A 26203-nucleotide genomic window follows, 5' to 3' on the forward strand; every position below is an offset into this window, starting at 1 on the left:
GGGCCGCCGTGACGTGGGCGTCCATCCCGAAAAAATCGAGTGCGTGACGTACGGTGATCAGAGATGATCGGAGCGTACCCGCCGTGCGTGGGAGGAGGCTTCGTGCGCGTCGTCCGCTGGCTGTTCGCCGTCGTGGTGGCCGTGGCGCTGGGCGGTACGCCCGCTGTCGCGGACGTCTACGGATCCTGTGCCGTTCCGCGGTGCGCCGACGCGCGGGAGGCGGTTTCCGTCTGGAAGTCCAAGGGGACGCCGGGCGGGCGGGGGTGGTACCGGTGGCCGGATGGGCGGTACAACTTCTCCGGCGGGCGGTTCGCGAACCGGGAGGGGCAGTTGCCGGCGGGCGGGCGGTACAGCGAGTACGACGTGTACTCCCGGCGACGTGGGGCGCCGCGGGACGGATATCGGCTGGTCATCGACCGGGGCAGCGGGCGGGCGTGGTTCTCGCCCGATCATTACGATGACGTCCACCTGCTCTGAGGGCGTCCGGAAGTGGACACGACCGTACGGGCGTGGCGGTGAACACTGGGGATCACCGTCTCGCGCGAAGGAGAGCACGTGTCCCCCCATTTACGACGCCGAACCCGGGCGCTCGCCGGGTTACTTGTCCCGCTCGCCTTGATCTCCGCCGCGCCGCATGCCGAACCCGGCCGTGACAAGGTCGCCGCGGCCGTGCGGGACGACCTGAAGGACGGCACGGCCACGTTCTTCGTCCGGCTCAGGGGGGAGGCCGACCCGGCGTCCGCCGCCGCCCGCGCCCCGGCGACCAAGGCGGCGAAGGGCGCGGCGGTGTACGCGGCAATGACCGGGTACGCCGAGCGTTCGCAGGCCCGGTTGCGCGAGCTGCTCACTGAGCGGAACGCCGCCCACACCCCCTTCTGGATCGTCAACGCCGTCAAGGTGACCGCCGATCCGGCGCTGGCCGCGGAGATCTCCGCGCTGCCCGAGGTGGCCGGGATCGAGCCGATCGGCACGGCCGAGGCCCCGCGACCGGCGCCGGGGACGCGTCAGTCGCTCACCGCGGGCGGAGGCGTCGAGTGGAACATCGACCGGATCAAAGCGCCGCGCGTGTGGAAGAAGCTGCGCAACCGGGGTGAGGGGATCGTGGTCGCCACCATCGACAGCGGGGTGGACTTCGAGCATCCGGAACTCGCCGCCCAGTACCGTGGCAGCCACCCCGGCGGCCGGGTCGAGCACGACTACAACTGGTTCGACGCCACCGGCGTGTGCGCCGGGTCCGCTCCCTGCGACGACCTCGGGCACGGCACCCATGTGACCGGCATCATGACCGGCCGGAGCGGCATCGGCGTCGCGCCGCGGGCCGAGTGGATCGCGGTCAGGGGGTGCGAGAGCGCCAAGTGCGCGAACGACTTCCTGCTCGCCGCCGGGCAGTGGATCCTCGCGCCCACCGACCTCGACGGGCGCAACCCGCGTCCCGATCTCGCGCCCGACATCGTGAACAACTCATGGGCCAAGGCCCGCAGGGACGACTGGTACCGGCCGGTGGTCAAGGCGTGGGTCGCGGCGGGGATCTTCCCGATGTTCGCGAACGGCAACACGGGGCCGGGGTGCGACACCACCGAAACCCCGGCGCGGTACGTGGAGAGCCACAGCGCGGGCTCGTTCGACGTGAACGACGCGCTGATGCCGGAGTCCAGCCGGGGGCCGGGCGAGAACGGGGTGACCAAGCCGGACATCGCGGCCCCGGGCGTCGATATCCGTTCGTCGGTGCCCGGTGGGTACTTCGTGTGGACCGGCACCTCGATGTCGTCGCCGCACGTGGCGGCCACGGTGGCGCTGATGTGGTCGGCCGCCCCCGCCCTGCGCGGCGACATCGCCGCCACCCGGGCGCTGCTGGACGGCACCGCCGTCGACACCCCGGACACGGGCTGCGGCGGGACCGCCGCCGACAACAACGCCTTCGGCGAGGGCCGCCTCAACGCGTACGCCGCCGTACGTTCTGTCCCCCGCGAACCCCTCGGCACCCTCCACGGCACCATCACCACGCACGGCCGGCCGTTGCCCGGCACCGAGGTGACGGTGACCGGGCCGCTCAGCCGTACGGTGGACACCGGCCGTGACGGCGGTTTCTCGCTGCGCCGGCTCCCGCCCGGCGACTACCAGGTGACCGCGTACAAACCCGGCTACGCCACCGCCACCACGAAGCTCACCATCAAAGCCGACCGGACCACGACCACCCGCCTCAGGCTGAGGACTGATGGGCCGCGCGGGCTTGGGTGAGGGTGGAGACGAGCGCTTCGACGTCGGCCGGGGTGGTGCGGTGGCTGGTGAGGCAGATGCGGATGGCCGGGCGGCCGGCCAGGCGTACCGTGCTGATCCAGGCGTCGCCGCTGGTGACCACGTGGTCGGCGACGGCCGCGTGCCAGGTGGCGCTGTGGTCGGGGCCGGACCGTTCGGCCTCTGGGGCGGCGACGCAGACCAGCGGTAGTGGGGTGTCGTTGATCCGCTGCCAGCCGTTCTCGTGCAGCAGGCGGGCGAGGAGTTCGCCGAGCCGGACGTCCCGCTCCAGTTGGGCGGCGTAGGCGGGGCGTCCGGCGACCGCCAGGGCGAGGAAGACCTTGAGCCCGGCGAACCGGCGGGACCACTGGACGCTGGTGGCGTACGGGTCGGGGGCGTCCGCGGTCTCGCCGGGCATGTACGACGTGCTGGCCCGGAAGCTGCGGGCCAGCGCCTCCGGGTGGCGGGTCAGGAACATGCCCGCCCCCATCGGCGCGGACAGCCATTTGTGCGCGTCCACGGTGACGCTGTCGGCGAGTTCCACGCCCGCCAGCAGTGGACGCAGCCGGTCCGACAGCGCGACCGCGCCCGCCCAGGCGGCATCGACGTGGAAGTGCAGGCCGTGTTCCACGGCGAACGCGGACAGTTCGGGCAGCGGGTCGAGCGCCCCGCCCGCCGTGGTGCCTGCGGTGCCGATCACCAAGAACGGCAGGAACCCCGCCGCGACGTCGGCCGCGTGGATCTCGCGCAGCCGGTCGAGGTCCATCCGGTGCCGCGCGTCCACGGGGACCAGCCGTACGGCGTCGCGGCCGAGACCGGTCATGTGCGCGATCTTGAGCCAGGCCAGGTGGCTCTCGGCCGACGCGTACAGCACCGGCGAGCCCGGCAGCCCGCGCACCCCCGCCCGCGCGTAGTCATCGAACGCCCTGGTCAGCGCCACCACCACGGCGGTCAGGTTCGCCTCCGCGCCGCCGACCGTGAAACCGCCCTCACTGGCCTCGGGCAGCCCGAGCCTGGCCGCCATGAACCGCAGCACATGGCGTTCCATCTCGACCGCCGCCGGGGCGTGGCTGTAGGCGGCGAGCTGCGGGTTGACCCCCGCCGCCAGCAGTTCACCGGCCACGCCCCACCACGTCGGCGTGGGGTTGAACAGCCCGAAGTAGCGCGGGTGCGTGGTGTGCACGCCCCAGCGGCGCAGCATTTCGGTCACGTCGGTGAGCGCGTCGTCCGCGGGCGCCGGGCGCTCGAAGTCGTACCCGGCCAGCCGCTCGCGGATCAGCGCGGTGTCCGGCCCCGCAGGGGCGACCGGCCCGTCCGGAATGGTGCTGATGTGCCCGACGACCAGCTCCGCGACCGCCGCCAGCAGCCGCGCGCCCTCTTCCGGACCAACGTCCAGCGGTCCTTTGTCCTCCATGGGGTCACTCTGGTGGCGGCGGACGTCCGGCGACCAGCAACAAGAGGGCCGAATTCCGGTAATTTCCGGCCAAGGCGTTATGGGCACGGCGGCCGATAGGGCACCCCCGGAAAGTACGCGTGCCAGCGGGCCGCGCCGATCGGAGTGGCGACGTTTCCGCACAGCCAGGTCTCGGCGGCGTCCACGCCGGGCCGGTCCGGCCACTGCTCCGGATATCCCCAGCGCCTGGCGACGTCATCGTCACCGCCGGTCAGAATCGTACGGCCGTCCGGGCTGAAGGCCACCGACGTCACCCGGTCGCCGTGCCCTTCCAGCACCCCGATCGGGCGGTAGCGCCCCGGCCGGGACACGTCCCACAACCGCGCGGTGCCGTCCTCGCCCGCCGTGGCGACGGTGGTGCCACGCGGATGGAACGCGGCCGAGCGGACGAACGCGCCGTGCCCGGACAGCGTCCCCAGCAGCCGCCCGTCCGCCACGGCCCACACGCTCGCCGTGCCGTCCTGGCTGGTGGAGACCAGCCTGCCGCCGTCCCGGGCGAAGGCGACCCAGGTCACCGGGGCATGGTGGCCGGTGAGAGTGGTTCGCATACCGCCGCGGGCCAGGTCCCACAGGGCGACGGTGTGGTCGAAGCTCGCCGTGGCGAGCATCCGGCCGCCGGGGTGGAAGGCCGCGGCCACCACGCCGTCCGTGTGCCCCTTCAAGGTCGTGATCTCCCGTGGCGCGCGGGGATCGGTGACGTCCCAGAGCTTGGCGGTACGGTCGCTGCTCACGGTGGCCGCGACGTCGCCCGCCGGGCTGAACGTCACCGCGTTGACCTCGCCGGTGTGCGTGCCGAGCCGGGACAGCTCGACGGGGTGGCGGCGGTCCGAGATGTCCCACAGCCGGGCCGTGCGATCCCAGCCCGCGGTCGCCGCCAGCCGCCCGCCCGGATGGAACGCCGCGCCGTTCACCGAGGAGGTGTGCCCGCCGAGGCGGGCCAGCGCGACCGGGCGGTACGGGTCCCTCGCGTCCCACAGCCGCGCCGTGTGGTCGTGGCTGGTGGTGATCACGGTCCGGCCGTCGGCGCTGAACGCCACCAGGTTCACGTTCTCCGTGTGCCCGGCGAGCGGGGTCGCGTAGGGATAGGGGAGCGAGGCCAGGACGCTCGCCCGCGCCTCCGTGCTGGGCGCGAGACGGTACGCGGCGAGGCTGAGCTGCGCGGCCAGTTCGGGATCGGTCGTGCGCAGCCCGGCGATCTTGCCCGCGACGATCTGGGACAGCGCAAGGTCCCGCTGGCGGGCCGCGGACTGCCGGCCGCTGATCGCGTACGTCATGGTCCCCGCGGTGAGCAGGAGCAGGACGCTGAGCAGCACCACGGCGTTCCTGAGCCGGTTGCCGTGCCTGCGCGCGAGGTCGCGCTCGGCCCGTACGGCGGCGAGGCTGGCGTCCAGGAACGCGCGTTCCCGTTCGGCGAGCGTCGCGCCGCCCCCGGCCTGCGCCCACTCCGCCGCGCGGGCCAGCCGGACCCCCCGGTACAGGGAGCCGGGGTCGCGATCCAGCGACTCCCACGCGGTGGTCGCCGCGGTCAGCTCGTGGCGCAGCCGCAGCCCTTCGCGGTCTTCGGCGAGCCAGTCGCGCAGCCTTGGCCAGGACACGATCAGGGCCTCGTGCGCGATCTCCACGTCGTCCACGCCCAGGGTGATCAGCCGCGCGTCGGCCAGCCGGTCGAGCACCAGCCGTACGTCCTGGTCGCCGGACAGCTCGGCACGCGCGACCCGGCGCTTGGTGTCCTCGGTGCCCTCGCCCAGCGCGGTCAGCCGGAGCAGCAGGTCCTTCGCCACGCGCCGCTGGGACGCGGACAGCCCGCCGTAGACCGTCTCGGCGGTCTTGGTGAGCGCGCCCTCGATGCCGCCGGTGGCCTGGTAGCCGGTGAGCGTCAGCGCGTTGCCGCGCCGCCGCCGCCACGTCTCCAGCAGCGCGTGCGACAGCAGGGGGAGTACGCCGATCCGGGTGTTGGCCTGCGCGATCAGCTCGGTGAGCAGGGCCGTCTCCACCGTGTACCCGGCCCGTACGGCGGGCTGGGTGATCGCCTGGCGGAGTTCGTCCGGGCGCATCGGGCCGATCGTGAGCTGGCCGCCGTGCAGGGCCTCGACGAGGCCGGGGAAGGCGGTGCAGTGCGCGAAGAAGTCCGCGCGTACGCCGAGCACCACCCGGCAGCCGCCCTCCTCGGCGCGCGCCGCGGTGAGCAGCGCTTCGAGGAAGCGGTGCCGCTCCTTCTCGTCGTCGCAGAGCGTGAACACCTCCTCGAACTGGTCCACGACGATCAGCAGCTCGCGGCCGTCCGACGCGGCGCGGCGCAGCGCGTCCGGGTCGTCCTCCAGCGGGGCCTGCGGCGTCCCGGTGTGCCGGGCGAGCCGGGCCGCGTACTCCCGCAACGGATGCGTGCACGGGGTGAACAGCAGCACCGGGCCCTCCCACCGGGGGATCAGGCCCGCCCGCAGCAGGGACGACTTGCCCGCGCCGGACGCCCCGAAGACCAGCACGAGCCGTCGCCGCGCCAGCCGGGTCTGTAACTCCCGCACCAGGCACTCCCGCCCGAAGAACCGGTTGACGTCGGTGGGCTGGAGTGCGGCCATCCCGACGTACGGGGAGTCCTCCTGATCGCCCGGCCGCGGCCCGTCCAGCTCCGCGGCCACCGCGCGCCAGCGCTCCTCCCATTCCCCCGCCGCGCCGCCGCAGGCTTGCACGTACGCGAGCGTGACGGCCAGCGTGGGCAGTTTGTGCCCCGCCGCCGCCTGCGACAGCGTCGCCTCCGAATAGTGGGCGCGGTCGCTCAGTTCCCGATAGGTCGGCTTGCCCGCGCCCTCCCGTAACGCGCGCAGGTCGCGCGCGAACCGCAATAACGCGGTGTCGCCCTCGTCCAGCGGGCGCTCCCGACGTGCCATTGTCGTCCCCCTTTGTCGATGCCCCCGACCAGCGCCTCCCCCGCACGACTCTATGCCAGGAATCTTCAGACTTTCTTTCTTTGGCGGCGCGGCCCGACATAAAAGAACGTTTCTCCACTACGCATTGACCTCGGGCGAATCGCGCCCCGCAGAAAGGACTGATCATGTTCACGATCAAGCGAATCGCGGCCATCGCGGCCGTCGCCGCGGCCGTCCTGCTCCCCCTCCCACAGGCCGCGTCGGCCCAGGCCCTGGACATCAAGGAGAAATGCACCGGCAAGACCTGCATCTACTACAGCGGCACCGGCGCCGGCGGCTTCTACGCCATCGCCAGCGGCAAGGACTTCTACGGTCATGTCGACCTGTGGGGGCCGGGAATCACCTTCCGCAACAGCCCGACCGCGACCAACCCGAGCACCGATGCGCACGGCCTCGGCAGCGGCTGGGTGTGCGCGCGTGGCTGGGCGCACAGTGGCGGGCAGTACATCGAGATGGGCTGGCCCTGCGTCCACGTCGACTAACACATAAGGCCGTACGGGCCGGGATCGATTCGCGATCCCGGCCCGTACCGCCCTTTTCGCCCAGGAGGACCAATGAACCGGATTTCGCTCCTGACCGTATTAGCCGTCTGCGCGGCCACCCTGCTCATTGCGCAACCGCAGGCCATGGCCGCGCCCCGCATTTGCCACGACGGAATCTGCGACGGTGACAAGGACCCCGTGAGCGCCCGCGAGGACCGGCTTCTGCAACCGGTCGAACAATGGGGACGCGCCATCGAACTGCACGTCTCCTACGCCGACGGCGGCGGCATGGCGTGGGCGTCCATCGGCAGGGGCGCGCCCGGCGACCCGGTGTGGCTGGACCGCAGCTTCGACGGCGGTTCGACCTGGGAGCCGCACCTGGGGATCACCTCGATCCCGGCCGGGGCGACCGGGCGGCGCACCCGGATGCACTGGATCGACGGCGGCCTGATCCGCGCCTGCGGCAAGGCGGGCGACCGGCCGGAGGTCGCCTGCACCACCTGGCTGCCGATCTGCCGGAGCGGCGGGTGCGACGGCGCCGACCCGGACGGCGTGGCCGAGCGGGCGGTGAACCCGCACGCCTGGGTGTGGTACCGCCGCGTCACCCTGCATGTCGCCACCGACGGCGAGCGCGCCTGGGCCTCGATGGACGACGGCGTTCCGGCCGATGAGGTGTGGCTGGACCGCAGCCGGACCGGCGGGGCGTCATGGGACGGCCGGTTGGGCCTCACCGCCCGGCGTACCGGGGTGTACGCGATAGACGGCGGCCTGATCCGCGCCTGCGGCAAGGCCGGCGACCGGCCGGAGATCGCCTGCACCCCCTGGGTGAGCCCCGGCGAGCAGCCGCCCGACCTGAACACCAAGGTCGTGGACGAACTGATGCTGAGGTACGACCCCGCCAAGGCGCTGTGGGGACCCGGCGAGCCCGAACAGGGCATCTGGCTGTCGGCGAACGCGTTCACCGCGCTGCTCGACCACATGATCAGGACCGGCGACCGCCGCTACACGAACACGGTCACGGAGATCGCGAACCGCCACCCGAACGGCGTCCCCGCGCACTCCTTCGAGGACTACTACGACGATTTCGCCTGGTGGGGACTGGCCTGGATCCGCGCGTACGACCTCACGGGCGCTCAGTCCCACCTCGACAAGGCCGAGCGGATCGCGACGACCATCCGCGCCCAGTGGAACTCCGCCTGCGGCGGCGGCGTGCGCTGGCGGGCCGGGGACAACGTCAAGAACCTGATCACCAACACCCTGTACCTGAAGCTGGCCGCCTCGCTGCACCGCCGGGGACGCACGTCCGGCTGGCTGGCCGAGGCCCAGAAGGTGGTGACCTGGCTGCGCGACACCAGTGGCGGCCGGATGCTGTACGACCAGGCCACCGGCCTGATGCGGGACGGCGTACACGAGGCGAGTCCCGGCCGGTGCGCCTACTTCCCGCCGCTCGGGGCCAACACCTACACCTATCTCCAGGGCACCATGGCCGGGGGCCTCACCGAGCTGTACCGGGCCACCGGCGACACCGGCCTGCTCGACTGGGCCGCCACCATCGCCGACGCCACCACTACCCGGCTGGTCACCCCCCGCGGCGTGCTCTTCTACGCCCCGGAAGAGGGCGGCGACGGCCTGAAGGACGAGAACACCCGCGCCCCTTCCGACGACACCGCCTTCAAGGGAGCCACCGTGCGCAACCTGCGCGAACTCTACGATGTCAGCGTCACCCTCGGCCGCCCCACCGCCCACTGGCGAACCTTCCTGCTGGCCCAGCGCCAGGCGCTGATCGACCGGAACCGGTCGGGCTGGGCGGAGTTCGGCCCCCACTGGGAGGGCCGGATCAGGCTCGGCCGCTACATCACCTTCGGCAGCCAGCTCAGCGCCGTGGACGCCTTCACCGCCGCCCGCGACGTGTAGGAGCCGCGTCAAGAATCCTGGGATGGGCATCCGGAACGCGTAGCGGAGCATTGATCGGGCGGCCGGGGCGGGGCTGGATGGAAGGCATGTTCCTTCATGTCACCGACAGGCCCCGGCCGAGTGGCCTGCTGATCGGTTTCGGGTTCGCCGCCGCCGCCGTGGCCTGCCTGGTGGCGGCGGCGCTCGTGCCCGCGGGCGAGCCCGGCGCGCGGCTGGTGCTCGTGGCCGTGCTCGTGGGCGGGTACGCCGCGGCCGCGGCCGACGTACCGGCCGCGCTGTGCACCGGGCTCTTCGCCTGGCTGTTCGTCACCGGGTTCCTGGTCAACCACGCCGGGCACCTGGTCTTCAGCGGCGTCGCGGACCTGGCCCGGCTCGGGGTGCTGGTCGCGGCGGCGGCGGCCGGCTGGGTGTTCGGCGTGCTCCGCGCTCACTGACGCCGGAACGGCCCGGCCAGCGCCCTGATCTCGTCATCGTGCAGCAGCCGGCCGAGCGCCCGCATCTCGCGTACGCACGCCTCCAGCACCTGCGGCACGTCCGCGGCGGCCACCTCGATCCCGAGGGCGGCAAGGACTCCGGCCAGCACCCGGGGCCCGCTCTGCTCGGTCAGCGGGACGCGGCGGCGGTTGCCGAAAAGAGCGGGTTCGACGCAGTTGTGCAGCAGCGGGTCCACCTCGTGCTCGACCGCGATCCAGTCGCCGCCGCCCCAGTTGAAGGCGTCCTCGCCGGTGATCGGCTGGTGCCGGGCGACCGGGCGGCCGGTGAGCCGTTCGGCGGTACGGGCCAGCTCGGTCATGCCGGAAAGGCGCAGCCCGGTGCGCACGCCGTACAGGGACTCGAAAGCGGCGGCGGTCGCGGCCAGGTCGGCGTTGCCGGGGCCGCCGCAGTAGCCGTTGACCGAGACCTCGACGGCGCTCGCGCCCGCGCGGACGGCGGCGACCGCGCAGGCCACGCCGAGCCCGAAGGTGTTGTGCGGGTGGACGGCGACGTCCACCCCACCGGCGGCGACGGTGGCGCGGACCAGTTCGGCCAGCGCCTCCGGCCCGGCCGCGCCCGGCCCGTCGAACAGGTCGATCTCGGCGGCCCCGGCCGCGACCACGGCGGACGCGGTCTCGGCCAGCACAGCGGGCGTCAGGTAGGACACCATCATCATCGCGCCGGCCACCCGCAGCCCGAGCGCGTGCGCGCGTTCGATGACCGCCATGGACCGCTCGACCACGGTCCGCCGGGTGACCTCCTCCGGCGTGCCCAGCGACGGATCGTAGATCAGCGACGCCGGGCCGAACCCCGGCACCGCGATCTGCACGGCGTCGTACCCGTACTCCAGCGCCCGCTCCGCCGCCTCGACGCTGCCCACGAACGGGCAGATCGTGACACAGCCGGGGTTCTCGGCACGGATGACCGCCAGATCGCCCCGGATCTGCGCCGGATCACGCCCGAGCCCGCCGGTGACGATCTCCGGTACGCCCGACCCCGCCAGCAGCGCCACGAACGCCGTCCGGTCCGCATCCGCCACCGGGACATCCGTCAGCGAGCCGAGCGCGCGCAACGTGGTGTCGCGCAGCTTCACGACTCCGGGCATGGCGGTTTCGCGGTTGCCCGGCGCGACCGACCAGCACCCCGGCTCGTACGCCCCCGGCACCCGGGACCCGGCGATGTCCGCGCGCAGCCGCTCCACGTTCATGCCCATGCTCATACCGCGGCCAGCTCGGCGATCACCTCGGCGAACAGCTCGCCGTGCCGTACCACGTCGGCCTCCTCGCTCAGCGGCGAGAACAGCGCCGCCCCGCTCATGCCGTTCAGCACGATCCCCCGGTTGGCCAGGAACAGCCACAGCGCCGCCCGCAGCGACCCGCCCGGCTTGGGGTAGAGCGACCCGGCGTTGCGCGGCGGCTCCGGCATGAACGCGTAGGAGACCCGGGCTCCGAGGCGGCCCACGTGCCAGGGCAGCCCGTGCCGCTCGATGACCGCGGCCACGTCGCCGGCGTAGCGTTCGGCGAGGCGGTTCATGTGCGCGTACGCCTTGTCCGTCATGACCTCGCCGAGCACCGTCCGCATGGCCCGCACCGCGAGCGCCCCGCCCGCGAGCGTGCTGCCGAGCCCGCCGTCACCGTGCTCGGTGTACCGCGCCGCGACCGCGGCGACCTCCTCCGACATGCCGTACACGCCCGCCGGAATCCCCGCGGCCACGAACTTGCCCATCGCGATGAGGTCCGGTTCGAGCCCCAGTTCACGGACGCACCCGCCGGGCCCGGCCGGGATGGTCTGGGTCTCGTCGAACAGCAGCAGCGTGCCCGCCTCGCGGGTGAGCGAGCGCAGCGCCGCGTGGAACCCGGGCTCGGGCCGGATCACCGCGCCGCCGTTGGTCATCACCGGTTCGGCGAGCACCGCCGCGATGTCGCCGCCGGCGAGCGCCCGCTCCAGCGCCGGCACGTCGTTGAACTCCACGACCTCGGTGGTCCGCCGCACGTCGATGCCGCCCATGTCCACCCCGGGCTCGGGGGCGACGCCGTCGGCGGTCAGCACCACGTACGTCGGCTCCAGCGCCCCGTGGTAGGCCCGGTTGAACACCAGGATCTTCTCCCGGCCGGTCGCCACCCGGGCCAGGACCAGCGCGAACCGGTTGGCGTCCGTGCCCGACACCGCGAACTGCCAGTACGGCAGGCCGAACCGGCGGCTCAGCTCCTCGGTCACCCACACGTGGTCCTCGCCCGGCCACATGGTGATCGTGCCCCGGCCGAGCTGGTCGCGCAGCGCCTCGACCACGGCCGGGTGGGTGTGCCCCCACAGCGCGGCCGTGGCGGCGAGCCCGAAGTCGGCGTAGACGTGCCCGTCGGTGTCGTGCAGCCGTACGCCCTCGGCGCGCTCGACCACCAGCGGCACCGGCGGCGGGAACTGCCTGACCCAGTGGTGCGGCGTGCCGTGCACCTGCGAGGCGCGGGCCCGCTCGTGCAGGGCCGCCGCCTTCGGCCGGCCCTCGATCCAGGCGGCGCGCTCGCGTTCCAGCAGGCGGGCCAGGCGGTCCTCGTCGATTCCGGGCGTCGTCATCGCTGCTCCTGCGGGCGATCGAGGGGGGCGGGGTCGAGGAAGCGGCGCAGCACGTTGCCGGTGACCTGGGCGACCGGATTGACGTACTTGTCCAGGCCCAGCGCGGTGCACCAGGCGATCGAGCCGGTGCTGAACACCGCTCCCCCGAAGGGGTACTCGAAGAGCACCATGTCGGCGCGGACCCGTGGCTCCACGCTGGCGCTCTGCCGGGAGTTCGCGGTCAGCACCTCCTCGATGGCGTGCTGGAAGTTGTCGGGGAAGCCGTCGGCGGTGGCCAGCACCAGCGTGTGCGGCGGGGTGCCGAGCTCGGGGTCGGCCCGGTCGATCTCCATGCCCGCCGCGCCGTGCCCGACCAGGGCGTCCGCGTCGATCGGCCCGTCCACCCCGGCCAGGGCGAATGCGGCCCGCTCGTCGCGGGAGCCGGGGGCGGCGTGGTACGGGCGGCCGTGCCCGCGCCCGCCCTGGGAGGCGAACCCGACGCCGACGTGCCGCTGCGGGGCCCGGCCGCGGTGCCGCCACAGGCCCCCGGCCTCGCCCGTGGTGCTCAGGTGGGTCTCGCCCGGCGGGACCTCCCAGCCCCGGGTGCCGGTGTGGCCGCGCCGGATCTCGATGACGTGCGGCTGGTCCGGGGCGACGCCGGTCACCCAGTAGAACCCGTTCCCGCCGAGGTACATCATCCGGCCGCCCGCCGCGAGGTAGGACTCGTGGGCGTCCAGCATGGCCCCGGTGTAGTACTCCGGGTGCGACCCGGTGAGCACCACGTCGTACTCCGACAGCGCGGCCACGCCCTCGGTGTGCAGGTCGTCGTCGCAGACGATGTCGTAACCGATGCCCTCGTGCTCCAGCCAGTCGATCAGGCACAGGTCGGCGCTGAGGTTCCACAGGCCGAACGGACCCGCGTAGTTGGGGGTGAGCGTGGTGAGCGGGCGCAGCCGCGAGGCGTAGTAGCAGCCGCTGCCGTCCCGGTGCAGGTCGTACAGGCTGCACATCTTGTACTCGGCGGCCCACACATGCTGTGGCGTCACCGGGTAGTCCAGGCCCTCGGGGCCGACCTTCTCGATGCTGCTGTGCGAGCCCGCGTACGCGAGGTAGGTGAAGGTCGGGATGAGGACGGCGACGCGCGCGGTGGTGGTGCCGCGGGCCGGGCGTACGAAGAACGGTATGCGCAGTTCGTCCTCGCCCGCGCGCAGCCGGAAGGCGTAGACGCCGCTGCGCAGCGCGGCGGGCAGGCGCAGCACGACCGAGGGGTCCCAGCCCGCGTCGGAAAGGTCGTCGTCGTGGAAGTGCAGCGCGTCGTACTCGGCGGGGGCGAGCCGGAAGTCGATCTCGCCGCCGGTCCAGTTCGCGCCGGGCACGCCGCGCGAGGGGGTGTTGACGGCCTCGGCGTGCAGCGCGTGCGGCCCGTCGTCGGGCACGCGGGTGCCGTGCGGGCTCTGCCCCGGCCGCCAGCGGACCAACTCGGGCAGCCCGAACCGCTCGGGGTCGGCCGTGGCCAGGGCCTCCGGGGTGGCCGCGCCCGCGTACAGGGCGGGGCGGTCGATCCGGCCGTTGAAGTGCGCCGCGGCGCGGTCGTCGAACTGCGCCTCGGCCCGCCCGCCGCCGCGCCAGGCCGCCACCAGCGGCTCAACGCCCACGGCGGCGTACTCCACCGGCCCTTCGTGCCGGGCCGAAGCCCGCCAGGACCCGACCGGCCACTCCGGCGCCGGGACCTGGGTCAGGGTGACGCCGTCCGGGCCGAACGCGGCGGCGACGAACGTCCACCGGCCCACCGGGACCGGCCGGTCGGTCACCGCGACCGGCGCGTCACCGGAACCGGCCCAGACCGCGAGGTGGTCGTCGCCGGTCAGGCCGAGCGCCCAGCCGCGCCGCTCGCCGAGGTCCCTGCGGGCCACGATCGCGCGCGGCTCGCCGCTCGCGGGCATGGTCGGCATGATCCATGCGGTGACGGTGAACGCGTCCACGTCCAGCGCCGGGTGCGCGGGCGCACGCAGGTACGAACCGGACGCCACCGGCTGCACGCGTCCCTTCCGGGCGCCGATCGGCAGGTCCACGACCTCCTGACGGACGCCGGGCCCGCGCGCGTCCTCCGCGCCATGGATCAGGCGCAGCAGTTCCACCTCGTAGTCGGCGGTGGCGCTGACCATGAGCCGGATCTCCTCGCCCGCCGCGACGCTGAGCCGATCGACGTAGCCCAGGAGTACAGGGCCGGCGCTCATCCGCGCCGCGCCTTGGCGAAGGACGCGACCACCTCGGCGAAGGCCGCCGCCTGCTCCATCCGGTCGTACATGGGATAGAGGATCAGTTCGCGCACCCCCGCGTCGGCGAGTTCGGTCAGCCGCTCGGCGCAGTGCTCCGGCGGGCCGAACACCGCGACCCGGTCGGCCATGCCGTCCGCGTCGTACACCGGGTTGCCGCCGAACGACCGCTGGAACACCGGCACCAGCTTCTCCCGCGCCCGCTCCACGGTGTCCTCCACCGCGATGTAGACGCTCTTGGAGATCGTGAAGCTCGCGGGGTCGCGGCCCTGCTCGTCAAGGGCCCGCCGGATGATGGCGAGCTGGTCCATGAAGTCGGCGTTGGCGGCGGGGGCGGCGCCGGTCCAGCCGTCGGCGATCCGCACGGCCCGGCGCAGCGCCTGCTCGGCCCGCGCCCCGATCCAGATCGGCGGCCCCGGCTTCTGCACCGGCTTGGGCTGGGAGCGGACGCCGGTGAAGGAGTACAGCTCGCCGTCGTACCCGGCCTCCTCCTGGCTCCACAGCGCGCGCATCACGCCGATGCCCTCCACCATGCGCCGCACGGGCCGGTCCATCGGGATGCCGAGGGAGGTCAGGGCCTCGCGGTGGTAGGCGTTGCCGACGCCGAGGCCGACGATGAGCCGGCCGCGGGAGAGCTGGTCGATGGTGGCCAGCTCACGGGCGGCGACGGCGGGGTTGCGCCGGCCGGAGTACAGCACGCCGATGCCCAGCCGCAGCCGCTCGGTCACCGCCGCCAGGTAGGACAGCACGTGCAGACCGTCCAGGGAGTAGTTGGCGGCGTTCACCGTGTCCTGCGTCCACAGGCCGGTGAAGCCGAGTCGTTCGGCCTGCTGGGCGAACGGTACGAGCAGATCCGGGTCGTTCGGCGCGCCCAGGGAGAATCCGACGTCGTCGCCCGGTGTCGAGGTCATGCCCACGCCCTCCCCGGCCCGGCTAGAGGATCTCGCGGCCGTAGATCGCGATGGAGGAGTCGCGCTCGGCGTACTTGCGGAAGCCCTCCACGACCGCTTCCATGGCCGGCTGCTTCAGCACCTCTTCCCAGGCGTCCCAGGAGTCGGCCTCGATGTCCTCGACGACGTCCCAGGGGGACTCCTTGCCGCGCGCGCCGTCCAGCAGGAAGACGCGGAAGCTCTGCACGCCCTTCTGCTTGCTGGTGATCGCCTGATCGACGGTCTTGGACCACTCGATGTACTCCTCGGGCGACACTCCGGGCTTCAGCTTGTAGAGGACGTAGATCTTCTGCACGTCGGAACTCCGATCACTGTGGGAACCGGTCGCGGTGACGATCCGTGACACACGGCGTCACACGGGAGCGGATTCGAGTATGTGAGCGACCTGTTGTGGATGTCAACACCCGAGACCGAGCCTCCGCTCCAGCAGCACGGCGGTCCACCGCTCGTTCAGCTTCTGCCGTCCGACCTCGCTGAAGCCGAGGTCCACGTAGTACTGGCGCAGGCGGGGGTTGTTCGCCACGCAGTCCAGGCGGACCATGCGGGCCCCTTTCTCCCTGGCCCGGCAGGCCACCCAGGAGAGGATCCGGGCCCCCACTCCGGCCCCCGCGAAGGCGCGGTCGGCCATCAGCCCGTGGACGTACGCGGCGAACGCGTCCCGCTCCCGCCACACCCGCGGATCGGACCAGACCAGCCGGAACGCCCCGGCCAGCCGGCCGTCCCCTGCCCGCGCCACGTACCATTCATGCGTGGCTATTTGTGCCTCTACCTGCGCAGACGTCAGAAGTCCCGGCGGCCACTGCCAAATGCCCTGCCCGGCCAGCCATTCCTCCGCGGCCCTGCGCATGCCGACGATCCCGGGCGCGTCCTCCGCCGCCGCCCGTTCGATCTCCATCTCCATGCAGCCGAACCGTATCCCCAAAGGTGTTGACAGTAACAACAGAGAGGGCCATTCTCCTGAACTACCGGGTGGCAGGAGGTGACCAGACTTGGACGGACGCTTCTCGGGCTCCCGGCGGCTATGGCTAGCACGCAGACTGCTGCTGGGCGCCGCCGTCGTGCTGCTGGTATCGGTGCTGGTGTTCGCCGCGACGCAGATTCTGCCCGGCGACCCCGCGCGGGCGGTACTAGGGCACGACGCGACTCCTGAAAGCGTGGCCGCCCTACGGGCCGAACTCGGCCTGGACCGGCCGATCATCTCCCAGTACCTGAGCTGGCTGGGCCACATCGTGACCGGCGATCTCGGCCAGTCACTGGTGACCAGGGAGCCGGTGGCCGGGCTGATCGGCGACCGGGCGATCAACTCGGCCGTGCTGGTCGTCCTGTCCGCCGCCATCGTCGTGCCGCTGTCGGTGTTCGTCGGCGCGCTGGCCGGGCGGCGCAGGGACCGCAGGTTCGACAAGGCGATGCTCGTCGTCACGCTCGGGCTCACCGCGCTGCCCGAGGCCATCATCGCCCTGCTGCTCGTCATCCTCTTCTCCACCTCGGTGCTGCGACTGCTCCCTGGGACCGTTCTACTAGGTCCGGGTCAGAACCCGCTCGGGCAGCCCGCCCAACTCGTGCTGCCGGTGGCCGCGCTGGTGCTCGGCGTGCTGCCGTACCTGTCCCGGCTGGTGCGCGGTTCGGTGATCGACGTGTACGAGTCGGAGTACGTGCGGATCGCCCGGCTGAAGGGCGTTCCCGAGCGGGTGGTGCTGCGCAGGCACGTACTGAGCAACGCGCTGGTGCCCGCGATCCAGGGCACCGCGCTCGCGCTGGCGTACCTGACCGGCGGCGTCGTGGTCGTCGAGCAGGTCTTCAACTATCCGGGGCTCGGCACCACCTTGGTGGACGCCGTGAACAACCGGGACTTCCCGGTCATCCAGATGGTGTGCCTGGTGTTCGCGGCCTGTTACGTGATCTTCAACCTTCTCGGAGACGTGTTGACGGTGTACGTCACGCCCCGCCTCAGAACGGCCGGCCAGTGAACACGGCACTGCTCCGGCGCTGCCTGCGCGAACCACGGATGCGCATCGGGCTGGTGCTGACCGGCCTGATCCTGCTGATCATCGCGATCGGGCCGCTGCTCGCGCCGCACTCGTACAGCGCCATCGTGGGCGCCCCGTACCAGCCGCCGTCCTCCCTCGCCCTGCTCGGCACCGACTACCTCGGCGAGGACGTGCTGTCACGGGTGCTCGAAGGCGGGCGCAGCATCGTGTGGGTGTCGTTCGTCGGCACGCTGCTCGGCGTCGGCGTCGGCTCGGCGATCGGCATGACCGCCGCCTACAGCGGCGGCGCGGTGGACGAGATCCTGATGCGGGCCATGGACGTGCTGCGCGCCTTCCCCCCGATGGTGCTGATCCTGCTGCTGGTCTCGATGGCCCAGGCCGAACTGGCGCTGATGCCGCTGATCGTGGCCATCGCCTGGGTGCCGCAGGTCGCCCGGGTCGCGTACGGCGCGGCCAAGGAGGTCGTCGCCCGCGAGTTCGTGGAGTCGGCGGAGACCCTGGGCGCGTCCCGGCTGCGGATCGTGCGCCGCGAGGTGCTGCCCAACGTGATGACCCCGCTGATGGTCGAGTTCGGGCTCCGGCTGACCTGGTCCATCGGCATCGTGACCACGATGAGCTTCCTGGGCGTCGGCCTCCAGCCGCCCGCCGCCGACTGGGGCCTGATGATCCGGGAGAACTACCAGGGCCTCGCGCTGCAACCGTGGGGCGTCGTGGTCCCCGCGCTGTGCGTCGCGGCCTTCACGTTCGGCACCAACCTGATGGCCGAGGGCTTCGCGCGTACCGTGGCACGGGTCTCACCGGCCGAGACGGCCAAAGAGGCGCCCAAGGAGGTGACCGTGTGACCGCCGTAACGGTGAAGGGCCTGCGCGTCGATCTGGACGGGCGCGGCGTGGACGTCGTGGATCTCATCGACTTCGAGATCGCCGCGGGCGAGGTGCTGGGGCTGGTCGGCGAGTCCGGCTCGGGCAAGACGACCGCGGGGGTCACGCTGCTCGGCGACGCCCGGCGGGGCGCGAGCATCGCCGGCGGCAGCATCGTGCTGGACGGCCGGGAGGTCGTCGGGCTCGGCCCGGGGCAGCTCGCCAAGCTGCGCGGCAGCTCGGTCGCGTACGTGCCGCAGGACCCGGCCATGGCGCTGAACCCCGCGCTGCGGCTGCGCCGCCAGTTGGACGAGCTGTTCGAGTTCCACCGGCCGGACATGCCCGAACCCGACCGGGACGCACGCATCAAGGCCACCATGCGCGAGGTCGGCCTGGACGACAGCGACGCCTTCCTGGCCCGCTTCCCCCACCAGCTCTCCGGCGGCCAGCAGCAGCGCGTGACGCTGGCCCTGGCGTTCCTGCTGCGGCCCCGGGTGATCGTGCTGGACGAGCCGACCACCGGGCTCGACGTCACCACCCAGGCCCGGGTCCTCGCCACCGTGCGCGACCTGTGCGCCTCCCACCAGGTCGCCGCGCTCTACGTCACGCACGACATGGCGGTGGTCGCCGGGCTCGCGCACCGCGTCATGGTCATGTACGCCGGGCGGATCGTCGAGACCGGCCCGAGTGCCACGATCTTCGGCGCGCCCGTCCACCCCTACACCCGCGCCCTGATCGCGGCGGTCCCCCAGGTCTCCGAACGCCGCGAGCTGACCGCCATCCCCGGTGACACCCCGATGCCCGGACGGCGGCCCGGCGGCTGCGCGTTCCACCCCCGGTGCAAGCACGCCGACCCCGCCTGCGCCACCACCGTCCCCGAGCCCGTCGAGATCGCCCCCGGGCACATCGCCCGCTGCCTGCACGCCACCCGGTTCGCGGCCGAGCCCGCCGCCCCGGCCCCCGCCCTGGCGGCCGGGCGTACCGGGGGGCGCGGCGAGGTCCTGCTGGAGGTCACCGGCGTGGACGCCTTCCACGGGCGCAAGCAGGTGCTGCACGACGTGTCGCTGACGCTGGCCAGGGGCGAGTGCCTGGCCCTGGTGGGCGAGTCCGGGTCCGGCAAGACCACGCTGGCCCGCTGCGTCATCGGGCTGCACAAGAACCACACCGGCACGATGACGTTCCGGGGCGCGCCGCTGGCGACCCGCACGCGGGATCGCTCGCGCGAGTCGCGCCGCGCGATCCAGTACATCTTCCAGAGCCCCTACAACTCGCTGAACCCGCGCCGCTCGATCGGCGAGACGCTGCGCGAGCCGCTGAAGGTGCTGTTCGGCATGTCCGCCACCAAGGCGGGCGCCGAGGTCTCCGACGTACTGGAACGCGTCTCGCTCTCACCCGCCGTGGCCACGTCCTACCCCGACCAGCTCTCCGGCGGCGAACGGCAGCGCGTGGCCATCGCGCGGGCCCTGGTCTGCCGCCCCGAGGTGCTGATCTGCGACGAGGTCACCTCGGCGCTGGACGTCTCGGTACAGGCGTCGATCGTGCGGCTGCTGCGCCGGCTGCAGGACGAGGAAGGGCTCGCCCTGCTGTTCGTGACGCACAACCTCGGACTCGTCCGCGCGGTGGCGGACCACGTCGTCGCCATGCGCGCCGGGCGGATCGTCGAGGGCGGGCCCGTCGATGACGTGCTCGACCGTCCTGGCGATCAGTTCACCAGGGATCTCATCGCGGCGACGCCCGAACTGTCGGCCGCGCCTACCGGTGATCCGTCCCGACTCCCCCTGTCACTGGAGGACCCCACATGACCCAACGAATGAACCAGGGGCCGAGCCGGCGCGGGTTCCTGAGCACGGCCGCGGCGCTCGGCATGTCCGCCGCCGCGATGGAACTGCTCGCCGCGTGCGGGAGCGGCGGCGCCCAGCCCGCCGCCACCGGCGCGGGCCCGGCGGGCAAGCCGACCCGCGGCGGGCGGCTCACCGTCGCCACCGGCGGCGCGAAGGGCTCCGACACCCTCGACCCCGTGCTGCTGAACAGCGCGCCGGTGAGCTTCATGGCCAGGGTCCTGTACGACCAGCTCGCCGACTTCAGCAACGACCTCCAGTACCGGCTGGCGATGGCCGAGCTGATCGAGCCGAACAAGGCCGGTGACGAGTGGACCATCCGCGTCAAGGACGGCATCGAGTTCCACAACGGCAAGACGCTGGACGCCGACGACGTCATCTTCACCTTCAAGCGCACCTTCACCCAGACGGGTTCGGTCACGGTCGGCAAGTTCAAGCCGTACGTGGACCTGGATGAGATCAAGAAGGTGGACAAGCGGACCATCCGGATGAAGCTCCTCCGGCCGAACTCCACCTTCCACTACGCGCTGGCCAGCCCGCACAAGATCGTCCCGGTGGACTTCGACCCGAGGAACCCGGTGGGCACCGGGCCGTTCAAGTACAAGAGCTTCACCGCGAACCGGCAGTGGGTGTGCGAGCGGTTCGCCAACTACTGGAACGCCGACGGCGAGTCCGAGCCCAGCGACTCCGCGGCCCCCGCCGGACTGGGCGGCAAGCCGTACCTGGACGAACTCGTCGTCAACGTCATCAACGACGACTCCGCCCGGATCAACGCGCTGGTCACCGGCCAGGTGGACGCCATCAACATGGTGCAGTTCGCGCAGATCCCGCTGATCGGCCAGCACCAGCAGCTCAAGCTGCTGGAGTCGGAGACCGGCGCGTGGACCGGCATCTACATGAACATGGAAGAACCCCCGTTCGACGACGTGCGGGTCCGGCAGGCGCTGCGCCTGGCCATCGACCGCGCGCAGGCGCTCAGCTCGTGCGTGTCCGGCCACGGCCGGGTCGCCTACGACCTGCCCGAGCCGTACGCCCCCGGCTACCCCACCGAGCTGACCCGCAAGCGCGACATCGAGAAGGCCAAGGCGCTGCTCAAGGAGGCAGGCAAGGAGAACATCACGGTCGAGCTGGTGGCCGGGCCGGTCTCCGCCGAGGCCGTGTCGATGGCGACCGTCCTGGCCAACAACGCGGCCGAGATCGGCATCACCATCAAGGTCCGCCAGGTGGACACCGCCACGCTGTTCGGGCCGCAGTTCCACAGCTGGCCGTTCTCGGTGGACAAGTGGCCCGCGCAGGGCAACTACCTGACCCTGCTCGCCCTCACCGACCTGAGCGAGAGCACCACCCTGACCCACATGCCCAAGGCCGACCTGGACGCGCTGCGCGACCTGCACGACAAGGCGCTGTCCACGGTGGACGAGGCCAAGCGGGCCGAGCTGACCAAGCAGATGTACCAGATCCAGTTCGACCGCGGCGGCTGGATCATCCCGTTCTTCGCCAACGTCGTGAACGCCCACCACGCCAAGGTGGCCGGCTGGCCCAAGCAGGACGCCTCCGGCCGTTCCTTCGGCAACGCCCACTTCGAGCAGCTTTACCTCACCGGCTGAGTTCTTGGGGCGAGGGGCTGTGGCCCCTCGCCCGGCCCGGCTCTCACAGGGGGATCAGACCGGCCTTCGTCGGCCGGAACCCGCAGGCGGAGAAGTAGAAGTCGGTCAGTTCATCGTCGAAGTCGACGTGCAGCCACTCGCACTTCGCCGCCCTGGCCTGTTCCGCGGCCACCGCGACCAGTTCGGTACCGATCCCGCGCCGCCGGTGCCGCGCCGCCACCAGCGTGTCCAGGATGAAGGCGTGGACGCCGCCGTCCCAGGCCACATTGACGAAACCGGCGAGTTCGCCGTCCTCCGTGGCGCAGACCCAGCCGAGACTGTGCCGGTTGACCTGGGCCCACCAGTCGTCCTGGAGCACGGCGTGGCCGAACCCATCGGCGTGCAGCGCGTTGAGCGCGTCGTTCTCGAAACGGCCCCGCCATTCGTACGCGATCGTCATCGGCCGACCGTAGCTCAGGCCGCCGCCGCGACCGACTTGGTCCGCGCGTTCGTCCACAGTGTCGAGCAGGCGTCCCGCTGAGGCAGAATTTATGCCATGAACAGCACATATGAGGGGTTTTCAGCTGAAGAGCGGGCGGCGATGAAGGAGCACGCCCAAGCGCAGAAGAAGGCGGCGCGGCGCGGCTCGCGCGCGGACAAGGCCGCCGAGGCGGCGCGGGACATGCTCGCCAAGATCGCCGAAATGGAGGAGCCGGACCGGACCATGGCCCAGCAGATCCATGCCGTCGTCATGGAAAGCGCCCCCGACCTCGCCCCGAGGCTCTGGTACGGGATGCCCGCCTACGCGCTGGACGGCAAGATCCTGTGCCACTTCCAGGGCGCGGCGAAGTTCAAGACGCGGTACGCGACGTTCGGGTTCAGCGACCTGGCCAAGCTGGACGACGGCGCGATGTGGCCGGTCGCCTTCGCCCTCACCGAGGTGACCCCGGAGATCCAGGCGCAGATCAGCGCGCTGGTCAAGCAGGCCGTGCGCTGACCATGGATGCGGAATCCCCCCTCACCGCATTCCTCAGGACCGTGCACGTCGGCGATGTCCTCACCGGAACCGTCACGGAGATCACCCGATCGCACACGACCGTGCTTCTCGACGGTTTCCCCCGCGCCCCGATCGGCGTCATCGGCGCACTCGATCGCTCCTGGCGGTCCTTCGGCCACTCGGCCGCCGACCTCCTCGAAGTCGGCGGCCGGGTCGCCGCCGAAGTGATCGACCTGCGAGAGGGCCAGGTCTGGCTCTCCCGATCCGCCACGGAAAACCCCGATCTATGGGCTTATCTCAAGGCCCTACGCCCAGGTGAACGCCTGTCCGGCACCGTGGCGGCCATCGAGAACTTCGGCGTCTTCGTCGATCTGGACGACGCCCCCGGCCATCCCGTCTTCCCCGGCGTCGGCTTCATCACCATCCCCGAGCTGTCCTGGTCCCCCTTCGAGGAGGCCGTCTCTGTGGGACAGCACATCACCTGCGAATTCATCATCTTCACCACCCACAACGGCGAGGCCCGCCTGTCCCTGCGCGCCACTCAGCCCGACCCGTTCCAGCCGTTCGCCCGCCACGCCCATGTCGGCCAGATCCTGCACGGCCCGGTCGTCAGGGTGGCGCCCTTCGGCGTCCTTGTCCGCGTCGCCGACGGCGTCGAAGGTCTCATCCCCGATGCCGAGGCTCAGGTCGGCGACGAACTCACCGTCGTCATCGCCGCGATCGACCCGCTACGACGCCGGCTCACCCTGTCCCGCCGATGATCGCAGGGCGACGGCGAGCATGCCGTCGAGCACCTGCTGAGACGACTGAAGCCGGTCGATCGTCGCCGCGATCCGGCGGCGTTCCCGCCGCAGGTTGTCCACCATTCCGGGGCAGGCGGCCGGTACCAGCCGCTCACCGTCGTCATGGACGCAGTCCAGCAGCCGCGCGATGACCACGGTGGGCAGACCGGCGTCCAGCAGGGCACGGATGTGGCGCACGGCGGTGACGTCCGACTCGGCGTACTCCCGGTAGCCGTTCGCCAGGCGTACCGGCCGGAGCAGTCCCTGCTCCTCGTAGTAGCGCAGCAGCCGCTTGCTGACCCCCGTCCTGTGGGCCAGGGCACCGATCTGCATGTGGCTCCTCCGGACCGAGCTTGACCTTCACATGGATGTGACACCTTAACGTCCCGCTGGTGGGACATCTTCCAGCGAAGGAGCCGGTAATGCCGGGAGCAGTTGTCATCGGAGCAGGTCCGGGTGTCGGCCGATCGGTCGCCCGCCGCTTCGCCCGCGAGGGCCTGCCCATCACCCTCATCGCCCGAAACCCGGCAACCCTCGCCGACACCGCCAAGGCCCTCGCCCCCTTCGACGTACCGGTCCTGCCCCTGATCGCCGACAGCACCGACGAGCCCGCCCTCCGCGCCGCCCTCGACAGATCGGTGGACGAACTCGGCCTCCCCGACGCCCTGATCTACAACGCGGCCCTCATCCAGCCCGACCACCCCGGCCAGTCATCAGCAAGTACCCAGTTGAACGCCTGGGCCGTCAACGTGGTCGGCGCCCTCACCGCCGCCGCCCACCTCGCCCCCGCCATGGCCCGCCGCGGCACCGGCTCGATCATCATCACCGGCGGCATGCCCGAACCGAAGCCGGACTACGTCAGCCTCTCCCTCGGCAAAGCCGGAGTCCGCACCCTGGTCACCCTCCTCCACCAGGAATACGGCCCCTCCGGCCTCCACGCCGCCAGCGTCACCATCCCCGCCCCCGTCGCCCCCGGCACCCCCTTCGCCCCCGACACCATCGCCGACCACTACTGGCACCTCCACACCCAACCCCGCGACGAATGGCAACACGAGATCGTTCACAACGGCGCGTACGACGCCATCGCCGGCCTCATGGAGCGCTGGCGAAGCGCCTTCAACGCCCGCCGGACGTCCGACCTCGCCGCGCTCTTCACCGAGGACGCCCTGTTCCAGGGCATCAGCCCCCGGCTGCTCTTCGGCCGGGCCGAGATCTCCGAGTACTACAACAATGTCGCCGAAGGCACGAAAGCACACCTGGAGGTACTGCGGACGAAGCCGCTGCACGACGGAATCGCGGCCGGCTTCGCGAACGTGACCTTCACCGCCCCCACCGGGAACACCGTTTCAGTACGCCTTTCCATCGTCGCCCAGCGGGTCGGGGACATCTGGCTGATCCGTCAGTATCACGCGGCGGGTCCCGTGAGGGACGGCGAGTAGGGGACGCGGAACGTGGCGGCGAACTCGGCCAGGAGAGCCTTGTCACCGCTGACTTCGATGACACCTTCGGCAACGGCCTCATCGGCACCGAGCGTACCGGCCAGCATCTCCCGAAATCCCGGCCCTGACCTGGCGACGATGGTCAGGTCCGGCGCCGGGTGCTCCCCAGGCCCGGCGGTGACGCGCGTACCGCTCACGATCGCGTGCGCGACGGCCTCACCGGCCCGCACCACGTACGTCACCGCACGACGCACACCAGGCGGCCTCCCACCCGCCGCCGCCACCCGCAACGCCGTGACCAGCGCCGCCTCCGTGACCACCTCGCCTTCCCTGGGCACCCTCATCCCGGCGGCCCCCCAACTCGCGAGCGCGTCGAGCGCGGGCACCAGCTCCTCCGCCCGCCCCGTCACCTGATAGACGATCGCCCGGTCGCCCCCACCCCGCGCCTGCCGTACGACGAGCCCGTCCTGTTCCAGCTCCTTCAGCCGCGCGGCCAGGACATTGGTCGGGATGCCCGGCAGCCCCGCCGCCAGATCCGAGTATCGTCGCGGCCCCACGAGCAGGTCACGAAGGATGAGCATGGTCCAACGCTGCCCAAGCAGCTCAGCGGCGCGAGCCAGCCCACAGAACTGCCCGTACTCACGTGTGCGCATGACCACGACCATACCATTTGACTTGCTAGAGTGCAGCATGCTTGCCTTAAGCAAGTCAACTTGCGTAGAAGAGGATGGCTATGACCAAGGTCTACACCCACATGACGATGTCCCTCGACGGCTTCATCGCCGACCCGACCGACCAGCCCGCGGAACTCTTCGACTGGTACGGCGCCGGAGACGTGACCGTCCCCAGCGCCAACGACCACGTCTCCTTCAACGTCGATCCCACCAGCGCCGAACTCCTCCGCGAGTTCACCACCAACACCGGCGCCCTGATCGCCGGCCGCCGCCTCTTCGACATCGCGAACGGCTGGGGCGACAGCCACCCGGTGGGCGCCCCCGTAGTCGTGGTCACCCACCAGCCCCCCAGCGACACCACCCCGTGGCCCCGAACCACCTTCGTCAACGGCGTCGAACCCGCCATCACCCGCGCAAAGCAGATCGCCAACGGCAAGGACATCTGCATCGCCAGCGCCGACATCGCCCGCCAAGCCCTCCAACTCGGCCTGGTCGACGAGGTCTGCGTCAGCCTCGTCCCCGTCATCTTCGGCGAGGGCATCCCCTACCTCGCCGGCCTCCCCGGCGCCCACCACCTCCTCCAAGACCCCGTAGTCCTCCAGGGCCACCGCGCCCTCCACCTCCGCTACCAAGTCCGCCACTGACCCCCGACCAGCAGCCTCACCTTGCCGGACCCGACCTCCGCGATACGCGGACCTCCACCACCGTCATGCTCATGACCGAAGAGGGCCAGCCCTGAGAAAGAGGGTATTTTCTGGTCATGAGACTGGGCATTTACTGG

General features: G+C 71.7%; 24 protein-coding genes. 13 read left to right on the plus strand and 11 right to left on the minus strand.

Annotated elements, in window-relative coordinates:
• Positions 1-102: 102 nt before the first annotated feature.
• Positions 103-477: a ribonuclease domain-containing protein gene (locus tag DP939_RS08285; RefSeq protein ID WP_199565016.1), complete on the plus strand. Its 375-nt coding sequence runs from the start codon at positions 103-105 to the stop codon at positions 475-477.
• 78 nt (positions 478-555) lie between these two features.
• Positions 556-2238, plus strand: coding sequence for a S8 family serine peptidase (locus tag DP939_RS08290; protein ID WP_113979999.1), 1683 nt, complete (start codon positions 556-558; stop codon positions 2236-2238).
• Here DP939_RS08290 and DP939_RS08295 read toward each other — a convergent pair.
• Together DP939_RS08295 and DP939_RS08300 are read right to left on the minus strand one after the other, a co-directional pair.
• Complete coding sequence (locus DP939_RS08295; RefSeq protein WP_113980000.1) at positions 2201-3649, minus strand: pyridoxal phosphate-dependent decarboxylase family protein; 1449 nt, start codon at positions 3647-3649, stop codon at positions 2201-2203. The two genes, DP939_RS08290 and DP939_RS08295, sit on opposite strands and share 38 nt — an antisense overlap.
• A gap of 77 nt (positions 3650-3726) precedes the next feature.
• Positions 3727-6573: an nSTAND1 domain-containing NTPase gene (locus tag DP939_RS08300; RefSeq protein ID WP_113980001.1), complete on the minus strand. Its 2847-nt coding sequence runs from the start codon at positions 6571-6573 to the stop codon at positions 3727-3729.
• Positions 6574-6737: 164 nt separating this feature from the next.
• On the opposite strand from DP939_RS08300, the gene DP939_RS08305 reads away from it, so the two are divergent.
• The 3 genes from DP939_RS08305 to DP939_RS08315 all read left to right on the plus strand — a co-directional run bounded on the left by DP939_RS08305 (position 6738) and on the right by DP939_RS08315 (position 9442).
• Positions 6738-7094, plus strand: coding sequence for a hypothetical protein (locus DP939_RS08305; protein WP_113980002.1), 357 nt, complete (start codon positions 6738-6740; stop codon positions 7092-7094).
• Positions 7095-7166: 72 nt separating this feature from the next.
• Entirely contained in the window at positions 7167-9008 is a 1842-nt protein-coding gene (locus DP939_RS08310; protein ID WP_113980003.1) for a glycoside hydrolase family 76 protein, read from the plus strand.
• Between the two features lie 86 nt (positions 9009-9094).
• Positions 9095-9442 (plus strand): hypothetical protein, encoded by a 348-nt coding sequence (locus tag DP939_RS08315; protein WP_113980004.1) that lies wholly within the window; start codon positions 9095-9097, stop codon positions 9440-9442.
• On the opposite strand, the gene DP939_RS08320 is transcribed toward DP939_RS08315, so the two are convergent.
• The 6 genes from DP939_RS08320 to DP939_RS08345 form a co-directional block, all read right to left on the minus strand.
• Positions 9436-10689 (minus strand): hypothetical protein, encoded by a 1254-nt coding sequence (locus DP939_RS08320; protein WP_158578505.1) that lies wholly within the window; start codon positions 10687-10689, stop codon positions 9436-9438. The two genes, DP939_RS08315 and DP939_RS08320, sit on opposite strands and share 7 nt — an antisense overlap.
• Positions 10690-10697: 8 nt before the next feature.
• Entirely contained in the window at positions 10698-12053 is a 1356-nt protein-coding gene (locus DP939_RS08325) for a transaminase (protein ID WP_113980006.1), read from the minus strand.
• Positions 12050-14269: a N,N-dimethylformamidase beta subunit family domain-containing protein gene (locus tag DP939_RS08330; protein WP_113980007.1), complete on the minus strand. Its 2220-nt coding sequence runs from the start codon at positions 14267-14269 to the stop codon at positions 12050-12052. Before DP939_RS08330 ends, DP939_RS08325 begins: the two co-directional genes overlap by 4 nt.
• Positions 14266-15219 (minus strand): LLM class flavin-dependent oxidoreductase, encoded by a 954-nt coding sequence (locus DP939_RS08335; RefSeq protein WP_113980008.1) that lies wholly within the window; start codon positions 15217-15219, stop codon positions 14266-14268. The genes DP939_RS08330 and DP939_RS08335 overlap by 4 nt, the downstream gene beginning before the upstream one ends.
• Positions 15220-15241: 22 nt before the next feature.
• Positions 15242-15553: an antibiotic biosynthesis monooxygenase family protein gene (locus tag DP939_RS08340; RefSeq protein ID WP_146607327.1), complete on the minus strand. Its 312-nt coding sequence runs from the start codon at positions 15551-15553 to the stop codon at positions 15242-15244.
• A gap of 102 nt (positions 15554-15655) precedes the next feature.
• Positions 15656-16159: a GNAT family N-acetyltransferase gene (locus DP939_RS08345; RefSeq protein ID WP_147267924.1), complete on the minus strand. Its 504-nt coding sequence runs from the start codon at positions 16157-16159 to the stop codon at positions 15656-15658.
• An 88-nt stretch (positions 16160-16247) separates the two neighbouring features.
• Here DP939_RS08345 and DP939_RS08350 point away from each other — a divergent pair, with 88 nt between their 5' ends.
• Genes DP939_RS08350 through DP939_RS08365 form a run of 4 tightly spaced genes read left to right on the plus strand, consistent with a single transcriptional unit; the run spans position 16248 to position 21551 of the window.
• Positions 16248-17225, plus strand: a complete 978-nt coding sequence (locus tag DP939_RS08350; protein ID WP_113980010.1) for an ABC transporter permease — start codon at positions 16248-16250, stop codon at positions 17223-17225.
• Positions 17222-18088: an ABC transporter permease gene (locus DP939_RS08355; protein WP_199565017.1), complete on the plus strand. Its 867-nt coding sequence runs from the start codon at positions 17222-17224 to the stop codon at positions 18086-18088. The genes DP939_RS08350 and DP939_RS08355 overlap by 4 nt, the downstream gene beginning before the upstream one ends.
• Positions 18085-19908, plus strand: a complete 1824-nt coding sequence (locus tag DP939_RS08360) for an ABC transporter ATP-binding protein (protein ID WP_113980011.1) — start codon at positions 18085-18087, stop codon at positions 19906-19908. The genes DP939_RS08355 and DP939_RS08360 overlap by 4 nt, the downstream gene beginning before the upstream one ends.
• Positions 19905-21551, plus strand: coding sequence for an ABC transporter substrate-binding protein (locus DP939_RS08365; protein WP_147267925.1), 1647 nt, complete (start codon positions 19905-19907; stop codon positions 21549-21551). The genes DP939_RS08360 and DP939_RS08365 overlap by 4 nt, the downstream gene beginning before the upstream one ends.
• 43 nt (positions 21552-21594) lie before the next feature.
• Here DP939_RS08365 and DP939_RS08370 read toward each other — a convergent pair whose 3' ends face one another.
• The gene (locus DP939_RS08370) at positions 21595-21990 is read right to left on the minus strand and encodes a GNAT family N-acetyltransferase (protein WP_113980118.1); all 396 of its coding nucleotides are present in this window, start codon (positions 21988-21990) and stop codon (positions 21595-21597) included.
• A gap of 96 nt (positions 21991-22086) precedes the next feature.
• Here DP939_RS08370 and DP939_RS08375 point away from each other — a divergent pair, with 96 nt between their 5' ends.
• Together DP939_RS08375 and DP939_RS08380 are read left to right on the plus strand one after the other, a co-directional pair.
• Complete coding sequence (locus tag DP939_RS08375) at positions 22087-22527, plus strand: iron chaperone (RefSeq protein WP_113980013.1); 441 nt, start codon at positions 22087-22089, stop codon at positions 22525-22527.
• 2 nt (positions 22528-22529) lie between these two features.
• Positions 22530-23288: a S1 RNA-binding domain-containing protein gene (locus DP939_RS08380; protein WP_113980014.1), complete on the plus strand. Its 759-nt coding sequence runs from the start codon at positions 22530-22532 to the stop codon at positions 23286-23288.
• Here DP939_RS08380 and DP939_RS08385 read toward each other — a convergent pair.
• Positions 23256-23642, minus strand: coding sequence for a MerR family transcriptional regulator (locus DP939_RS08385; protein WP_113980015.1), 387 nt, complete (start codon positions 23640-23642; stop codon positions 23256-23258). The two genes, DP939_RS08380 and DP939_RS08385, sit on opposite strands and share 33 nt — an antisense overlap.
• 89 nt (positions 23643-23731) lie before the next feature.
• Here DP939_RS08385 and DP939_RS08390 point away from each other — a divergent pair, with 89 nt between their 5' ends.
• On the plus strand, positions 23732-24748 hold the full coding sequence (locus DP939_RS08390; protein ID WP_113980016.1) for an SDR family NAD(P)-dependent oxidoreductase: 1017 nt from the start codon (positions 23732-23734) through the stop codon (positions 24746-24748).
• On the opposite strand, the gene DP939_RS08395 is transcribed toward DP939_RS08390, so the two are convergent.
• Positions 24715-25401 carry a winged helix-turn-helix transcriptional regulator gene (locus DP939_RS08395; protein WP_113980119.1) on the minus strand — a complete coding sequence of 229 codons (687 nt, stop codon included), beginning with the start codon at positions 25399-25401 and terminating at the stop codon, positions 24715-24717. The genes DP939_RS08390 and DP939_RS08395 overlap by 34 nt on opposite strands.
• Before the next feature lie 80 nt (positions 25402-25481).
• Here DP939_RS08395 and DP939_RS08400 point away from each other — a divergent pair, with 80 nt between their 5' ends.
• Positions 25482-26066 carry a dihydrofolate reductase family protein gene (locus DP939_RS08400; protein ID WP_113980017.1) on the plus strand — a complete coding sequence of 195 codons (585 nt, stop codon included), beginning with the start codon at positions 25482-25484 and terminating at the stop codon, positions 26064-26066.
• The last annotated feature ends 137 nt before the right edge of the window (positions 26067-26203 follow it).

It is taken from the genome of Spongiactinospora rosea, assembly GCF_003315795.1.
GTDB classification, from domain to species: Bacteria; Actinomycetota; Actinomycetes; order Streptosporangiales; family Streptosporangiaceae; genus Spongiactinospora; species Spongiactinospora rosea.

Coding starts and splice junctions, on each gene's coding strand:
- DP939_RS08295 (WP_113980000.1), bottom strand. CDS start 3,649: ATGGAGGACAAAGGACCGCTGGACGTTGGTCCGGAAGAGGGCGCGCGG.
- DP939_RS08300 (WP_113980001.1), bottom strand. CDS start 6,573: ATGGCACGTCGGGAGCGCCCGCTGGACGAGGGCGACACCGCGTTATTG.
- DP939_RS08305 (WP_113980002.1), top strand. CDS start 6,738: ATGTTCACGATCAAGCGAATCGCGGCCATCGCGGCCGTCGCCGCGGCC.
- DP939_RS08310 (WP_113980003.1), top strand. CDS start 7,167: ATGAACCGGATTTCGCTCCTGACCGTATTAGCCGTCTGCGCGGCCACC.
- DP939_RS08315 (WP_113980004.1), top strand. CDS start 9,095: ATGTTCCTTCATGTCACCGACAGGCCCCGGCCGAGTGGCCTGCTGATC.
- DP939_RS08320 (WP_158578505.1), bottom strand. CDS start 10,689: ATGAACGTGGAGCGGCTGCGCGCGGACATCGCCGGGTCCCGGGTGCCG.
- DP939_RS08325 (WP_113980006.1), bottom strand. CDS start 12,053: ATGACGACGCCCGGAATCGACGAGGACCGCCTGGCCCGCCTGCTGGAA.
- DP939_RS08330 (WP_113980007.1), bottom strand. CDS start 14,269: ATGAGCGCCGGCCCTGTACTCCTGGGCTACGTCGATCGGCTCAGCGTC.
- DP939_RS08335 (WP_113980008.1), bottom strand. CDS start 15,219: ATGACCTCGACACCGGGCGACGACGTCGGATTCTCCCTGGGCGCGCCG.
- DP939_RS08345 (WP_147267924.1), bottom strand. CDS start 16,159: ATGGAGATGGAGATCGAACGGGCGGCGGCGGAGGACGCGCCCGGGATC.
- DP939_RS08365 (WP_147267925.1), top strand. CDS start 19,905: ATGACCCAACGAATGAACCAGGGGCCGAGCCGGCGCGGGTTCCTGAGC.
- DP939_RS08370 (WP_113980118.1), bottom strand. CDS start 21,990: ATGACGATCGCGTACGAATGGCGGGGCCGTTTCGAGAACGACGCGCTC.
- DP939_RS08375 (WP_113980013.1), top strand. CDS start 22,087: ATGAACAGCACATATGAGGGGTTTTCAGCTGAAGAGCGGGCGGCGATG.
- DP939_RS08380 (WP_113980014.1), top strand. CDS start 22,530: ATGGATGCGGAATCCCCCCTCACCGCATTCCTCAGGACCGTGCACGTC.
- DP939_RS08385 (WP_113980015.1), bottom strand. CDS start 23,642: ATGCAGATCGGTGCCCTGGCCCACAGGACGGGGGTCAGCAAGCGGCTG.
- DP939_RS08390 (WP_113980016.1), top strand. CDS start 23,732: ATGCCGGGAGCAGTTGTCATCGGAGCAGGTCCGGGTGTCGGCCGATCG.
- DP939_RS08395 (WP_113980119.1), bottom strand. CDS start 25,401: ATGCGCACACGTGAGTACGGGCAGTTCTGTGGGCTGGCTCGCGCCGCT.
- DP939_RS08400 (WP_113980017.1), top strand. CDS start 25,482: ATGACCAAGGTCTACACCCACATGACGATGTCCCTCGACGGCTTCATC.